The 14,854-nt window shown below is 41.7% G+C and carries 14 protein-coding genes and 1 other annotated feature; of the genes, 12 read left to right on the top strand and 2 right to left on the bottom strand.

Going from position 1 to position 14,854, the window contains the following annotated elements:
- Positions 1 to 6: 6 nt before the first annotated feature.
- The 7 genes from AM592_RS11010 to AM592_RS10980 all read left to right on the top strand — a co-directional run bounded on the left by AM592_RS11010 (position 7) and on the right by AM592_RS10980 (position 7,091).
- Entirely contained in the window at positions 7 to 330 is a 324-nt protein-coding gene (locus tag AM592_RS11010) for a DUF4257 domain-containing protein (RefSeq protein ID WP_053603853.1), read from the top strand.
- 102 nt (positions 331 to 432) lie between these two features.
- Positions 433 to 643: a binding site (T-box leader), on the top strand.
- Between the two features lie 102 nt (positions 644 to 745).
- Positions 746 to 3,157: a leucine--tRNA ligase gene (gene leuS, locus AM592_RS11005; RefSeq protein ID WP_053603852.1), complete on the top strand. Its 2,412-nt coding sequence runs from the start codon at positions 746 to 748 to the stop codon at positions 3,155 to 3,157.
- A 258-nt stretch (positions 3,158 to 3,415) separates the two neighbouring features.
- Positions 3,416 to 4,462 (top strand): Gfo/Idh/MocA family protein, encoded by a 1,047-nt coding sequence (locus AM592_RS11000; protein ID WP_053606077.1) that lies wholly within the window; start codon positions 3,416 to 3,418, stop codon positions 4,460 to 4,462.
- 12 nt (positions 4,463 to 4,474) lie between these two features.
- A complete protein-coding gene (locus AM592_RS10995; protein ID WP_053603851.1) occupies positions 4,475 to 5,245 on the top strand; it encodes a sugar phosphate isomerase/epimerase family protein in 771 nt (256 codons plus the stop codon).
- Positions 5,242 to 6,210 (top strand): sugar phosphate isomerase/epimerase family protein, encoded by a 969-nt coding sequence (locus AM592_RS10990; protein WP_053603850.1) that lies wholly within the window; start codon positions 5,242 to 5,244, stop codon positions 6,208 to 6,210. Before AM592_RS10995 ends, AM592_RS10990 begins: the two co-directional genes overlap by 4 nt.
- A gap of 131 nt (positions 6,211 to 6,341) precedes the next feature.
- Positions 6,342 to 6,653, top strand: a complete 312-nt coding sequence (locus AM592_RS10985; protein WP_053603849.1) for a rhodanese-like domain-containing protein — start codon at positions 6,342 to 6,344, stop codon at positions 6,651 to 6,653.
- Between the two features lie 255 nt (positions 6,654 to 6,908).
- Positions 6,909 to 7,091, top strand: coding sequence for a sporulation protein Cse60 (locus AM592_RS10980; RefSeq protein WP_053603848.1), 183 nt, complete (start codon positions 6,909 to 6,911; stop codon positions 7,089 to 7,091).
- 31 nt (positions 7,092 to 7,122) lie between these two features.
- Here AM592_RS10980 and AM592_RS10975 read toward each other — a convergent pair whose 3' ends face one another.
- Complete coding sequence (locus AM592_RS10975) at positions 7,123 to 8,388, bottom strand: BaiN/RdsA family NAD(P)/FAD-dependent oxidoreductase (protein ID WP_098945230.1); 1,266 nt, start codon at positions 8,386 to 8,388, stop codon at positions 7,123 to 7,125.
- A 175-nt stretch (positions 8,389 to 8,563) separates the two neighbouring features.
- Between AM592_RS10975 and AM592_RS10970 the strand changes: the two genes are divergently transcribed.
- A complete protein-coding gene (locus AM592_RS10970) occupies positions 8,564 to 10,198 on the top strand; it encodes a putative polysaccharide biosynthesis protein (RefSeq protein WP_053603846.1) in 1,635 nt (544 codons plus the stop codon).
- Positions 10,199 to 10,912: a pseudouridine synthase gene (locus tag AM592_RS10965; protein WP_053603845.1), complete on the top strand. Its 714-nt coding sequence runs from the start codon at positions 10,199 to 10,201 to the stop codon at positions 10,910 to 10,912.
- 44 nt (positions 10,913 to 10,956) lie between these two features.
- Here the strand turns inward: AM592_RS10965 and AM592_RS10960 are convergent, their stop codons facing one another.
- Positions 10,957 to 11,178: a DeoR family transcriptional regulator gene (locus AM592_RS10960; protein WP_053603844.1), complete on the bottom strand. Its 222-nt coding sequence runs from the start codon at positions 11,176 to 11,178 to the stop codon at positions 10,957 to 10,959.
- A 342-nt stretch (positions 11,179 to 11,520) separates the two neighbouring features.
- On the opposite strand from AM592_RS10960, the gene AM592_RS10955 reads away from it, so the two are divergent.
- The 3 genes from AM592_RS10955 (at position 11,521) to pepV (ending at position 14,823) form a co-directional block, all read left to right on the top strand.
- Positions 11,521 to 12,237 carry an ABC transporter ATP-binding protein gene (locus AM592_RS10955; RefSeq protein WP_053603843.1) on the top strand — a complete coding sequence of 239 codons (717 nt, stop codon included), beginning with the start codon at positions 11,521 to 11,523 and terminating at the stop codon, positions 12,235 to 12,237.
- 17 nt (positions 12,238 to 12,254) lie between these two features.
- Positions 12,255 to 13,361 carry an ABC transporter permease gene (locus AM592_RS10950; RefSeq protein ID WP_053603842.1) on the top strand — a complete coding sequence of 369 codons (1,107 nt, stop codon included), beginning with the start codon at positions 12,255 to 12,257 and terminating at the stop codon, positions 13,359 to 13,361.
- 67 nt (positions 13,362 to 13,428) lie between these two features.
- Complete coding sequence (gene pepV, locus AM592_RS10945; RefSeq protein WP_053603841.1) at positions 13,429 to 14,823, top strand: dipeptidase PepV; 1,395 nt, start codon at positions 13,429 to 13,431, stop codon at positions 14,821 to 14,823.
- The last annotated feature ends 31 nt before the right edge of the window (positions 14,824 to 14,854 follow it).

The raw sequence follows: 14,854 nt of genomic DNA, 5'->3' as shown, positions 1-14,854 counted from the left end.
GATAGAATGCTGCAACATGTACTTATTGCGTGTATGATCGGGGGGATGATGGGAATCCTTGGGCACATAAAGAAGAAAGGAAGAATTGAAAAACCGAGGATGACCAAAAGATTTATTTATCTAGGGTTTATTGAAGACATAATTGTCGGGATGATCGCCTCTGCCCTTCTCGTCTTATCAGCTAATCCCGAGTCAGGTGTTCAGCTTGTCATTTTATCGATAGTTGCCGGATACAGCGGCGAAGCTGTTCTCAGAAGCTTTGATTTTGTAAGGGAACAACAGAACCAAAACACAAATGAACCCAAAAAGAAAGACGAAACTCCACACTAAGACTCGCCTCACACTCTCACTTTTCACTACATTTCCATTCTATACAAATCTGCTTGCACTTATGAACACAATTCTATAAAATACTAGTAAGATTAGCTTATAGTAAGAACATTGAAGAGGAATAGTAAGAAACTGGCTTTTTCTAGAGAATTGGCGGTTGGTGCAAGTCAATATTAAGCTTATTCTGAACTCGCCTCGGAGTTGCAATGTTTCATAAAGCATTGCCGTCCATCAACGTTATTGATATCAAGTGAGTATGCGTTTTTTGTATGCTAACAAGGGTGGTACCGCGGGAAACCCTCTCGTCCCTTTTCAGGGATGAGGGGTTATTTGTTTTTTTGTAATAATCTGAATATTTTTTGCGGAAATCTCCCATCTTGTAATATAAGCAATATGGAAGAAGGAGGTCTTGATTATGAGTTTTTCTCATCAACAAATCGAGAAAAAATGGCAAAAGAAATGGGAAGAAGAAAAAACTTTTGCTACAAAAGAAAATAATCATAAAAAATTTTATGCACTAGACATGTTTCCGTACCCTTCAGGAGCGGGGCTTCACGTTGGCCATCCGGAAGGATACACAGCAACAGATATCGTATCAAGAATGAAAAGAATGCAGGGCTTCGATGTCCTTCACCCAATTGGCTGGGATGCGTTCGGTCTTCCTGCAGAGCAATATGCAATTGATACGGGAAATGATCCAGCGGTCTTTACGAAGAAAAACATCGATACATTCCGCCGCCAAATTAAAGCGCTTGGCTTCTCTTATGATTGGGACCGTGAAGTAAATACAACCGATCCTGAGTATTACAAGTGGACGCAGTGGATCTTCCTTAAGCTTTATGAAAAAGGCTTGGCCTACGTAGACGAAGTGCCTGTGAACTGGTGTCCGGCTCTTGGAACCGTCTTGGCAAATGAAGAAGTAATTGACGGGAAAAGTGAGCGGGGCGGCCATCCGGTTGAACGGCGTCCGATGAGGCAATGGATTCTTAAAATTACCGCTTACGCAGATCGCTTATTAGAGGATTTAGAAGAGCTTGATTGGCCAGAAAGCTTGAAAGACATGCAGCGTAACTGGATCGGCCGCTCTGAAGGAGCCCATGTTCATTTCCAAATTGATGGACATAATGAAAGCTTTACCGCCTTTACAACGAGACCTGACACACTGTTTGGTGCTACCTATTGTGTACTTGCACCAGAGCATCCTTTTATAGAAAAGATTACAACAGCTGAGCAGCAATCTGCTGTAGCGTCATATGTGAAAGAGGTACAAGCAAAAAGCGATCTTGAAAGAACAGATCTTGCTAAATCCAAAACAGGTGTATTTACAGGCGCTTACGCAATCAATCCTGTTAGCGGCGAGAAAATGCCAATTTGGATCGCAGATTATGTCCTTTATTCATACGGTACAGGAGCCATCATGGCGGTACCTGCGCACGACGAACGCGATTATGAATTCGCAAAAGCATTTGAGCTTCCGATCATAGAAGTTGTAAGCGGAGGAAATGTTGAAAAAGAAGCCTATACAGGTGACGGAAAACACGTGAACTCCGGCTTTTTAAACGGACTTGGCAAACAGGAAGCAATAGAAAAAATGATTGAATGGCTTGAAGAAAATAAAGCAGGCGAGAAAAAAACCACCTACAGATTGCGCGACTGGCTGTTCAGCCGCCAACGTTATTGGGGCGAGCCTATTCCGATTATTCATTGGGAGGATGGAACTTCGACAGCGGTACCTGAAGAAGAGCTTCCATTGCTGCTTCCGAAAACAAATGAAATTAAGCCAAGCGGTACGGGAGAATCACCGCTCGCTAATATTAAGGAATGGGTCGAAGTAACTGATCCGGAAACCGGAAAAAAAGGACGCAGAGAAACCAATACAATGCCGCAATGGGCAGGGAGCTGCTGGTACTTCTTGCGGTACATTGATCCGCATAACCCAAGTGAGCTTGCCTCCCCGGAAAAATTAAAAAAATGGCTGCCAGTCGATATATATATTGGCGGAGCCGAGCATGCGGTGCTGCATTTGTTATACGCGAGATTTTGGCATAAATTCCTTTATGATATTGGAGTCGTGCCTACTAAGGAACCTTTCATGAAGCTATTTAACCAAGGAATGATTCTTGGAGAAAATAATGAAAAAATGAGCAAATCTAAAGGAAATGTCGTCAACCCAGATGATATTATTAAATCTCACGGAGCAGATACTCTCCGGTTGTATGAAATGTTCATGGGTCCTCTTGACGCATCAATTGCCTGGTCTACTACAGGGCTGGACGGAGCCCGCCGCTTCCTTGACCGTGTATGGCGTTTGTTTATAGAGGGAGATGACAGCCTTAGCAGCAAAATTAGCGAATCGTCCGAACAGCAGCTGGAGCGTGTCTACCACGAAACCGTTAAAAAGGTCACTGAAAATTATGAAGACCTTCGCTTCAATACGGCGATATCCCAGCTAATGGTATTTGTTAATGAGGCTAATAAAGCTGATAAGCTGCCAAAAGAGTACGCAGAAGGCTTTGTTAAGCTTCTTTCTCCAGTCGCTCCTCACCTTGCTGAAGAGCTTTGGAGCAAGTTGGGCTATACAGAAACAATCAGCTACGAAGCTTGGCCTGCTTACGATGAGAGCAAGCTTGTGGAAGACGTTATAGAAATTGTTATACAAGTCAACGGAAAGCTGAAGGCCAAACTGAATGTCCCGGCTGATGCATCGAAGAAAGAGCTTGAAGACCTCTCGTTAAGCGATCAGGCAATCAAAGACCAAATCGAAGGTAAAACGATCCGAAAAGTTATTGCTGTACCAGGCAAGCTCGTTAATATTGTCGCAAATTAATCAAGTAACCCCTTAAGCAACATGCTTAAGGGGTTCTGTTTTGCGCGATTTTTGTCGAATAATCGATATATTTAATATTTCGTCGATAAGTACTCTATTTTCGCTGATATATTTTAAAAATCGCCGATATATTTGAAATTTCGCTGAAAACTCTAAGCGAATCTTTTCCTACAAAAATAAATATTGCTGTATAAAATAAAACGCTTCCATGATACACTTTATTTTATAAAGGAGCTACATTTGAAAGGGGAGAAAGTTTTGGGAAAATTAAAAGTTGGAGTTATTGGCTGCGGATCAATTGCAACGATTCGTCACCTGCCAGAGTATGCTGCAAATCCCTACACCGAGCTTGCTGCTGTTTGTGATGTGAATCAGGAAAGGGCACAGCAAACAGGTGACCTGTATCAAACAAAGGCTTATACAGATTATCAAGAACTTTTTGCCAATGAGGATCTCGATATTGTTAGCGTTTGCACCCCTAACTACCTTCATGCACAAATATCAATTGCCGGACTGGAAGCAGGGTGTAATGTGCTTTGTGAAAAGCCGATGGCCACAAGCGCAGAGGATGCCCAGATGATGATTGAAGCAGCGAAGCGAAACGGGAAAAAATTAATGATCGCCCACAACCAAAGATTTGTAAAATCTCACCAAAAAGCGAAGGAGCTGATTGCCAAAGGGGAAATCGGCAAGGTTGTCAGCTTTCGAACATCCTTTGGACATCCGGGACCTGAGAATTGGAGTGTAGATGGACAAAACAGCTGGTTTTTCAGAAAACATGAAGCATATATCGGGGCAATGGGTGATTTAGGCGTACATAAGGCAGATTTAATTCGTTTTATTCTAGGCGATGAAGTGAATGAAGTAGCAGGCTTCGTTGACACCTTGTCAAAAAAAGCTGCTGATGTTGATGATAATGCTGTCTGTATTCTGCGAATGGAATCCGGAGCGATCGGAACACTTGCTGCCAGCTGGTCTTATCAAAAGGAAGACAATTCAACTGTGATTTACGGTGAAAAAGCTGTGTTAAGGCTTGAAGATCATCCGGACTATTCTTTAACAATTCATTATCAAAACGGAGAACAGATTTTTTATGATATTGGAGGCATCCAGACGAATGATACAGGAGGCCAATTTGGCTCGCAGGTCATTGACCATTTTGTATGGTGTATTCAAAACGATGAGCAACCTGAATCTCATGGAGAGGATGCGAAAAAATCTATTGAAGTCGTTCTCGCTGCTTTAGAGTCAAGTGAAAGCAAATCCTTCATTCCGTTGCACAGAAATAAAAACCACATAACATGAGGGGGAATTTTCGTGAAAGTTGGCTTGCAGCTTTACACCATTCGCGACTTATTGGCTAAGAATGTGGAGCAGGTAATGGAAAGAGTGTCGTCATTTGGATATGAAGGCGTGCAGTTTGCAGGTTTTTATGATCAATCCTCTGAGGAAATTCTCCGCCTGCTCAAGATGTATTCCTTACATCCTGCAGGCAGCCACGTCGATCTGGAGCTGCTTTCAAAAGAGAAAATACAAGAAACGATGGAGTACCATCATACGATTGGAAACCGTCTGTTGATTGTCCCTTATGTAGAAGAAAACGAACGAAAAACAAAAGATGACTACAAACGGCTGGCGGAGAAGCTGAATATCGCAGGAGAACAGGTTCAGAGAGAAGGCTTCTCGCTTGCTTATCACAACCATGATTTTGAATTTTCCAAAGTGGAAGGGAAGCTGCCCTTAGATCTGTTAACTAAGGAAACAGTACCAGATTATGTTTCCTTTGAGCTTGATGTTTACTGGGCAAAATATGCTGGCTTTGATCCTATTTCGATTATGCTGAAGCTTGGCAGCAGATTGAAATCTCTTCATGTTAAGGATATAGCAAAAAAAGAGGGGAAAACAGTAAGTACTGTGATCGGCAACGGTGAAATTGATTGGCTGAAATTTGCATCCTATGCTGCAAAATTAGAAGTAGAGTGGCTGATTGTTGAGCAGGAGCATTTTGAGAAAGATCCTTTAGTGGAAACAGAGGAAAATTACCTTCGTTTACACTCTATTCTGAAAGAAATGAGGTCTGCACAATGAAACTAGGTGTATTTACTGTATTGTTTGCTGAGAAAACGTTTACTGAAATGCTAGATTACGTGAAGGAATCAGGGCTTGATGCTGTTGAAATCGGTACTGGCGGGTATCCGGGAGACGCACATTGTCCGCTTGATGAACTGTTGGAAAACAGTGAGAAAAGAGAAGCATATATGCAGGAAATTGAAAAAAGAGGCTTGACTGTCAGTGCTTTCAGCTGTCATGGAAACCCTGTTTCACCAGATGCGGAATTTAGAGAGGTCTCCCATCAAACGCTGGTAAAAACGATTGAATTGGCAAAACTGACAAATGTACCGGTCGTCAATTGTTTTTCCGGTACGCCTGGTGCTGATGAAGAGGCGAAACATCCGAATTGGCCGGTAGCTCCGTGGCCGAATGAATATGGCGAAATTCTTGCGTGGCAGTGGGAAAATAAATTAATCCCGTATTGGAAGGAAATTGGCGAAATCGCTGAAAAAGCAAATGTAAAAATCGGCATAGAGCTTCACGGAGGCTTCTTAGTCCATACTCCGCATACGATTCTTAAGCTGAGGGAAGCGACATCTCCTGCCATTGGCGCCAATGTCGATCCGAGCCATTTTTGGTGGCAGGGCATTGATCCGGTCGGAGCGATCAAAATACTGGGCAAAGAAAACGCGATTCACCATTTTCATGCAAAGGATACCTATTTGGATCAGGACAACATCAATCGTTATGGCTTAACGGATATGCAGCCTTATAGCGAGATTCAAACCCGTTCGTGGAACTTCCGGTCAGTCGGCTGCGGACACAGCCTTGAGGAGTGGTCGAATATCATGAGTGCTCTGCGGATTTATGGGTACGACGGAACCGTAAGCATTGAGCATGAAGACCCTCTTATGTCTATTGAAGAAGGGTTTAAGCGCGCGGTTACGAATCTGAAATCAGTGTTATTAACAGAAAGCCCTTCCCAAATGTGGTGGACATAAAGGGAAACTTCAATAAGTGGAGGTGCTAGGATTCTTCGTTTACACTCTTTTTACAGCCCGATAATGCGGCATAAATAGCAAGAGCAGCCTTTCGTTTGTTATAATACATGATGAAAAGGAGCTGAGCGAAAATGAGCGTAAAAGAAATAACACCTGATGAACTAAAGGATCTGCTTGAAAGGGGAGAAACGATAAATATCGTTGATGTACGGGAGGATGAAGAAGTGGCAGAGGGAATGATCCCTGAAGCCGTTCATATCCGTATGGGAGACATTCCTGAAAAGCTGGACTTTTTTGCTGAAAACGAGGACTATATATTTGTTTGCCGTTCCGGGCGAAGAAGCGAAAACGTTTGTCTCTATTTGCAGGAGCATGGCATCAATTCAACGAATATGGTTGGCGGAATGCTCGAATGGTCCGGCGAAACTAAACCTAAGCTGTAAGGTCGGGGTTGTATAAATCTCTCGGAAACGGTGCAAATAAAGCCGGGAATGGTGCAAATAACGCCGGACCGGTGCAATAAACGCCGGACCGGTGCAAATAAAGCCGAGACCGGTGCAAATAAAGCCGGAAACGGTGCAAATTCCCCAGAAACAGTTTAATTCACCTTGGGTCACATATCAATCTTTCCTTAACTTTCTCTCATATTTTGACTTGGACAAAAATAGTCATAATAGTAGAGAAAGGGGAGGGACAAGATGTTGAAGGTTGCCATTTTTGATGAAGAGCATGAAAAAGATCTTCAAAATGAAGTCAATCAATTTTTAAAAGAGTTATCCGATAATCAATTTATTGATATAAAATATACGGTTTCGGCTGTTTGTGATCCAACAGGCGAGCAGCTCTATTGTTTTTCAGCTATGATCATTTACCGTAAATAGAATAGGCTTTGGAGAATTTCTTCTCCAAAGCCTATTTGCTTAAAGCATATTCAGCGGAATTAAGGCCGGCTAGCCGGCCTGTAACGAGTGCAGAAGTAATATTATATCCGCCTGTGTATCCGTGAATATCTAAAATTTCACCGCAGAAATAAAGCCCTTCTTGCTTTTTCGATGCCATTTTCTTCGGATCAATTTCTTTTACCGAGACTCCCCCTCCGGTCACAAACGCTTTTTCAAGCGAAAGTGTGCCATCCGCACGGACAATGAGTTCCTTGCAATCTTGAATGAAGCCTCGGAATTTCTCTTTAGACAAGGTAGAATAGGTGTCCTCGGGCTGAATCTTGTTTCTTTCAAAAAGAAATAATAAATAGCGCTCTTGCATCCATGGTTTCAGCACATTTTTGATGGCTTTTTTTGGCGCTGCTTTTAAATCACTGGTCATCTTTTGTAAAAGCTCTTCTTTATGAATGGCTGGAAAAATATCAATTTTCAGCTTCACTTGGTCCTGTTTTTTCAATTCCTTAACGACAAACTGGCTGCATCGAAGAATAGCGGGACCAGACAGGCCGAAATGGGTGAAAATCATATCCATCACATGCGTCACGACGGGTTTGCCTTTTTTATTCAATACGCTGACACCAGCATCTCTGAGCGATAAACCTTGCAGCGTTTTTTGTTTAATAAAGGGCTCATTCGATGTAATAGGAACCTCGGTGGGGAAAAGCTCAGTAATCCGGTGCCCTGCGGCTTCCGCCCACACGTATCCATCCCCTGTGCTTCCAGTGTGCGGAACGCTTTTACCGCCTACAGCAACGACAACAGCGCCCGCTTTTATTACCTCATCATTCGCAGTAATAATTCCTTTCGCACGCCCATTTTCATACATCACTGATTTCACTTTTTCAGTTGTTCGAATATGTACGCGATATTTCTTAAGCTGATTGAGCAAAACATCCACGACTGTTTGTGCCTTATCGGATACAGGGAACATCCGCCCGTGATCTTCCTCTTTCAGCTTGATTCCGAGATGTTCAAAGAACCTGATAATATCTTCATTATTAAATTCTGAGAAAGCGCTGTATAAAAAACGGCCGTTTCCAGGAATATGCTGAATCAGCTCATCGATTGGCATCCGATTCGTTACATTGCAGCGGCCTCCGCCTGAAATTGCAAGCTTTCTTCCCAATTTGTTACCTTTATCAATAAGGAGCACTCGGGCTTTTTTTTCGCCGGCAGCAATCGCCGCCATCAACCCGGAAGGACCTCCTCCTATTACGATTACGTCATATGCAGACAATCAGGATCCCGTCTTTCTTTGTATATTTGAAATTATAGTATAACGAAAAATGACGGTTTCTAAAAGTTCATGTATGTCACCTTTATTTTCTAAATAGACATTCTTACCAGTTGGCCGCGTACTTATGGTAAAATAGAAAAGTTGAATCTTAGACGAGAAAAATGGTGATTGGCATATGTCGAATAAATTGTTGAGAGGAACGTTTATCTTAACATTAGGTACATATATATCAAGAATTTTAGGAATGCTTTATATCGTGCCGTTTGGGGCAATGGTGGGCGTAACCGGAGGAGCATTGTTTCAATATGGATATAATCAATATACAATCTTTTTAAGTATTGCCACAATGGGTTTCCCTGCTGCTGTATCAAAGTTTGTTTCAAAATATAATTCGATCGGCGATTATGAGACGAGCAGAAAAATGTTTCATGCGGGCATGTCTGTCATGCTCGTTACTGGCATGATCGCGTTTTTGCTGCTTTACATGCTGGCTCCTAACTTAGCTGAAGCCGCTCTTGGCGGCAAGGAGAATAATGGAGTTACCCTTGATGATACGATTTACGTCATTCGCATGGTTAGCCTGGCTTTACTTGTCGTTCCGATTATGAGCTTGGTCAGAGGTTTTTTTCAGGGACATCAAATGATGGGACCAACGGCTGTTTCACAAGTCGTAGAGCAAATCGTAAGGATCGTCTTTTTGCTGTCGGCGACATTTATCATTTTAAACGTGATTAACGGCGGGCTTGTCCTCGCTGTTGGATATGCAACATTTGCTGCGCTAATCGGAGCCTTTGGAAGCTTAATTGTACTTATTTATTATTGGAAGAAAAGAAGCACCTCGCTGCTTGCGATGAAACAAAATACAATCCCATCGGCAAATTTGTCCTATGTCCGAATGTTTACTGAACTATACAGCTATGCACTTCCATTCGTATTCGTCGGTCTTGCGATTCCTCTTTATACGTATATTGATACGAATACGTTTAATAAAGCAATGATCGCTGCAGGTTTTGCGGACATCAGCCAGACGATGGTTGCGATTGTAACCCTTTATGTACCGAAGCTGATTATGATTCCGGTCTCACTTGCGACAGCATTTGGATTAACTCTTATTCCGACAATAACAGAATCATTCACAGAGCGAAATTTCAGGCTGTTAAATAAGCAGATTGACCAAACGATGCAGTTGATCCTCTTTTTGCTATTTCCTGCAGTAGCTGGTTTATCGCTATTATCAGGACCAGCTTATTATTTATTTTACGGATCAGATAATTTACATCCTGAGATGGGACAGCCGATTCTTTTTTGGTATTCGCCTGTTGCCTTGCTTTTTGCTTTGTTTACAGTAAATGCGGCAATATTGCAGGGGATTAACAAGCAAAAATTTGCCGTCGTCAGTCTTTTGATCGGAATATTGATAAAAATTGTGCTGAATGTTCCGTTAATTGGTCTTTTTCAAGGCTATGGTTCTATTTTGGCGACAACCCTCGGCTACGGAGCTTCACTGCTTTACGGATTTATTATGATCAAGCGCCATGCTGGCTACTCGTATAAAAAAGTAGTGAAACGATCTTGCTTGATGTTAATACTGACAGGGGTCATGGGGATTTTTGTCTTGCTCACACAGTGGGGCCTATCATTTTTCCTTTCGTACCAAGAGAGCCTTGCACAAGCGGGGATTATCCTGCTTATCAGTGCGATTGTGGGTGGAGCGGTATATTTGGTTCTCGCTTACCGCCTTCATTTAATCGAAAGAATTTTGGGGGCAAACGTTTCCTCATTAATCAAGCACAGAAGGGGGAAGGAGTAAATGAGACTGGACAAGCTCCTGTCCCATACCGGTTTTGGCTCGAGAAAGGACGTGAAAAAACTCATCAAATCTGGGGCAGTACGTATCAATGAACAAGCGGTCAAGAATTCGGATTCTCAGATTGATTTGGAAATGGAGACGGTGACGGTTCATGGAGAACGGGTGGTTTACCGTGAGTTTATCTATTTAATGATGAATAAGCCTCCTGGAGTCCTTTCAGCTACTGAGGATGCCAGGCAAAAAACAGTCGTCGATTTGCTGGATGAGGGCTGCGGGCATTTTGATTTGTTTCCGGTTGGACGATTGGATAAGGATACAGAAGGTTTGTTGCTGCTCACAAACGATGGAGTACTCGCCCATCAACTTCTTTCACCGAAAAAACACGTAGCAAAGACGTATCTGGTACGTTTAAAGAAACCTTTGGAAGAAGTGGATATCGATCAATTGGAATCCGGGGTATGGATTGATGAGGAATATAAAACCAAGCCGGCGAAGGTTGAAAAGCTTCATAATGAAAACTCGCTCACCGAAATTCATTTAACCATAACGGAAGGAAAATTTCATCAAATTAAGCGAATGGCAAAAGCGGTTCAAAATGAAGTGATTTTCTTAAAGAGATTATCAATGGGAAATGTAAAGCTGGACCCGATGCTTGGCAAAGGAGATTATCGGGAGCTTACACAAAAAGAGCTGGAGCTGCTGCAAGGCTCATAGAATTCATAAAAGACACTCCAAAATAGGAGTGTCTTATGTAATTTCTATGCTTGCAATCTTACTTTTTTCCTTGTTGTCTCCCATTTGCCCCTGCTGGGACTATGAACTAATTCGTTATAAGCCAGCACATTTAAATCACGCTGTATCGTTCTAGGTGTAATGCCAAATTCGTCAACGAGCTCTTGGGTAGTCACCGTACCTTTTTCCTGGATGAACATGTAAACTGATTTGATCCTGGTTAGCATACGGTTTGTTGAAGGTTTCAAAAAACCACTCCCTATCATTATGATCGAATGGACTTGATTCAACCGGGAAACATACAACACCATAATCTAAAGGCGGACAAGACAACATAAATAAGCTGTAACTACTATATAAAAATTTATACATATATTATACACGATTTTCTATAAAAATATATAGGTAAAAAGTTGAATTAACAGAATTTTAATATTATTAACCTTATATAAAAGAAAGTTCATTTATTTTTTCTACCATATAAGATGATGAATTTTTATCATCAGGGATGTAAATAAACCCCGTGTTTACTTTATTATATGAAACTTTTTTCAAGTTAGATTCGTATTTCCCTAAAAGAGGTGATAGAGATGAATGACATTCTTCAAGTTCATATTGATGCTGTTGGCTATGAGAGAAACAACTTATCGGTGATTAACAATATTCATTTTACTGTTGCAGAAGGAGAGTTTGTAGGATTAATCGGACCGAATGGAGCCGGTAAAAGCACGACCATAAAAACCATTTTAGGAATTAATAAATTTCACGAAAGCTCAATCGCGTTTAAGCAAAATGCAAGATATGCCTATGTCCCCGAGCAGCCGAGTTTCTATGATGAGCTGACTCTGTGGGAACATCTTGATATTATAGCTGCGTTGTTCGGAATAAAGGATGATGAGTTTGAAAAGAAGGCGATGGACCTTATACATATGTTTTCGCTTGAGGAAGCGGTCCATGGCTTTCCCAAAGAATTCTCAAAAGGTATGCAGCAAAAGCTGATGCTCATCCAGGCTTTTCTCATAGAACCCGACTTATACATCATTGACGAGCCGTTTATCGGGCTAGATCCCATTTCCTATCGTATGCTTTTGGAAAAGCTGAGAGAAGAACAGAAAAGAGGCGCGGGAATACTGATGTGTACACATGTGTTAGATACGGCTGAAAAAGTATGCGACCGTTTTCTTTTTCTTTCGAAAGGAACGATGATCGTTGAGGGAACACTGGCTGAGCTGAACGAAAAAGCGAGGCTGAAGGATGCGTCGCTTATGGACTGTTTTTATCACACAGTGAAAGGTAATACCAACTGATGGGGAGAAATCTATTCTTGAGCAGGCTGAAAGCCCACAGCGTTTATCAATTGAAGGTCATTCGTTTAGTTATCGATTGGACAGTTGCTCTTTACCTTGTGCTCCCGGCTCTTGGTGTGTTCATTTACCATTACATCGGTATCTACAATGGCAGCGTAGAAATTGTCTGGCTTGAAAATACAGGGTGGCCTTGGTTCTATGCTTCGCTCGCATTGCTTGGTTTATTCGGTTCAATGCATACCTTTTTATTGGAGGCTGATCAACTTTATCTGCTGCAGATGAAGAAGACGGTCAAAGAATTGAAGATCTTTGCGTATTGGTACTCCGTTGCTGTACTATTTTTTAAATGGATATTGATCCTTCTTGTGTATGCGCCATTTTTACTAAAGTATTTTCATTATTCGTTTTACTATACAGCTCTGATCATGGGGGTTTTTTTCGCTGTCAATGTGCTGACAGCAAATCTGAAACGCCATATCTCTCCGTTGTACGTTACGCTATGCCAGCTTGTCGTTTTTGCAGCTGTATACGCTTTAATGACCTATTTGAATAGTTATATACTACTGGCCCTGCTGCTCGTTTTTATATATGGAATCATTTATTATCGTTTAAAAATAACAACTGGAGCGGAAGATTTCTTTGACGACGTTTTCCGGCAAGAGCAGAAAAAATTGTTCTTTACTCACTTCTTCTTTTCATTAAGCCGGGATGTGAATCTAGGTAAACCTTCAAAAAAAATAAAAAGAAAACCGATTCTATTTAAAAATTCCAAGCGAATCTATCAAAAAAGGACAATTGAATACGGGTGTAAAGAACTATTTTTTAAGGTTTTGATTCGGAATAATGAGTATAAATGGAATTTAATGCAAACGATTAGCCTTTTTACTGCTTTAATTATTATTGGTCCTCAGTGGATGAAAATATTAGCCGCATTTTTATTTGCTATATTGTTTCGTTATTTTTTATCAATCATTTATGACAAAGTGATGAATACATCTTTTTTAAGTATCGTTGATCGAATGAGCGATCCCTTTATCGAGGCAAAAGCAAAAAGTGTAGCGATTGTTTATTACCCGGCTCTTGCGTGGTGCCTGATCATTCTATTTGCCACGGCATTCCTGTAGCTTGTATTCCGTTGGAAGATAAAGGTACAATGGGTAAAGCTATTAATTGCCTGAAAGGAGATCCATGATGAATTGGGTAAACGAAGTGTTCAAAAGAAAAGAGGAGCTTGTAAAGGATACGCAAATGCTGCTGCAGATAGAGAGTGTGCTTGATAAAGCAACAGCCGCGCAAAAAAAGCCATTTGGGGCCGGAATTGCCCGCTGCTTACAATTCCTTCTCCAAAAAGCAGAGTCTGACGGGTTTACCGTAAAAAATTTAGACGGTTACGCTGCTCACATTGAATGGGGCGAAGGCGAAGAAATTGTCGGAGTGCTGTGCCATATTGATGTGGTACCCCCAGGTGATAATTGGACAAGCGATCCTTTTTCGGCTGAAATACGAGACGGCAAGATTTTTGCAAGAGGAGCGATCGACGATAAGGGACCGACAATGGCGGCCTATTATGCGCTTAAAATTGTAAAGGAACTGAATCTTTCCTTGAAAAAACGCGTTCGCCTCATTATCGGCACCGATGAAGAAAGTGATTGGAATTGTGTAAAGCACTATTTTAAGCACGAGGAAATGCCTGTCCTCGGATTTGCCCCTGATGCCGATTTTCCCATAATAAATTCCGAAAAAGGGCTTATTGATTTTTACTTAAAAAAAGACAATGATGGAGATACATATAAGAATGGTTCGACTGTGCTGCACTCCTTTTCATCTGGCCTTCGGTTAAATATGGTTCCGGGAATAGCCGAGGCTCGACTTCAAACAAAAAATAAGGAACAGATCAAGCGGGAATTCAATGGTTTTTTAGAAAACGGAAAGCTTTCCGGCAAGATCGAAGAAAAAGAAGATTTACTCTACATTCAGTTAAAGGGAAAGTCTGCCCATGCGGCAGAGCCTGACAATGGAGTGAATGCCGGCCTTGTGCTCGCGGATTTTTTGGTTCGGTTCGATTTGGATGAAAACAGCAAAGCGTTTTTTGAACAAATTCTTTCGTTATTTTTTAATGATACGAGAGGGAGAAAGCTTGGAATTGACTGCAAGGACAGCATAAGCGGGGAGCTGACGCTGAATGTAGGAATTCTCGAATACAACCTCGAACAAGGGGGCAAGGCAGGAGTAAACATCCGCTATCCAGTTTCTGAGACGAGTGATCGGATTAAAAAAGCGTTTGAAGATCTTGACCAGTTCCGTTTAGAGAACTTTCACTACAGCAAGCCTCATCACGTGGCGGAAGACCATCAGCTGATTACTGTCCTAAAAAAAGTGTATGAAGAGCAGACAGGCAAGACAGCGGATTTAATTTCAATTGGCGGGGCGACCTATGCACGATCACTTGAATCCGGTGTAGCTTTTGGTCCTTTATTTCCAGGTAAACCAGATACAGCACATCAATCGGACGAATATATCGAAATTGATGACCTGTTGAAAGCGGCTTCTCTTTACGCACAGGCGATTTATGAACTTGCAAGATAAGCTGAGAAGATCCTGAGATTATGGTAATATA

The organism is Bacillus gobiensis (assembly GCF_001278705.1).
Taxonomy (GTDB): Bacteria; Bacillota; Bacilli; order Bacillales; family Bacillaceae; genus Bacillus; species Bacillus gobiensis.
Note: the sequence above shows the minus strand (reverse complement) of the source record. Positions and strands in the feature narration are given on the sequence as shown.

Excerpts from the sequence above, each read along its gene's own strand:
- pepV (WP_053603841.1), top strand. The coding sequence starts at position 13,429 with ATGAATTGGGTAAACGAAGTGTTCAAAAGAAAAGAGGAGCTTGTAAAG.
- AM592_RS10965 (WP_053603845.1), top strand. The coding sequence starts at position 10,199 with ATGAGACTGGACAAGCTCCTGTCCCATACCGGTTTTGGCTCGAGAAAG.
- AM592_RS10980 (WP_053603848.1), top strand. The coding sequence starts at position 6,909 with ATGTTGAAGGTTGCCATTTTTGATGAAGAGCATGAAAAAGATCTTCAA.
- AM592_RS10990 (WP_053603850.1), top strand. The coding sequence starts at position 5,242 with ATGAAACTAGGTGTATTTACTGTATTGTTTGCTGAGAAAACGTTTACT.
- AM592_RS10985 (WP_053603849.1), top strand. The coding sequence starts at position 6,342 with ATGAGCGTAAAAGAAATAACACCTGATGAACTAAAGGATCTGCTTGAA.
- leuS (WP_053603852.1), top strand. The coding sequence starts at position 746 with ATGAGTTTTTCTCATCAACAAATCGAGAAAAAATGGCAAAAGAAATGG.
- AM592_RS10955 (WP_053603843.1), top strand. The coding sequence starts at position 11,521 with ATGAATGACATTCTTCAAGTTCATATTGATGCTGTTGGCTATGAGAGA.
- AM592_RS11010 (WP_053603853.1), top strand. The coding sequence starts at position 7 with ATGCTGCAACATGTACTTATTGCGTGTATGATCGGGGGGATGATGGGA.
- AM592_RS10970 (WP_053603846.1), top strand. The coding sequence starts at position 8,564 with ATGTCGAATAAATTGTTGAGAGGAACGTTTATCTTAACATTAGGTACA.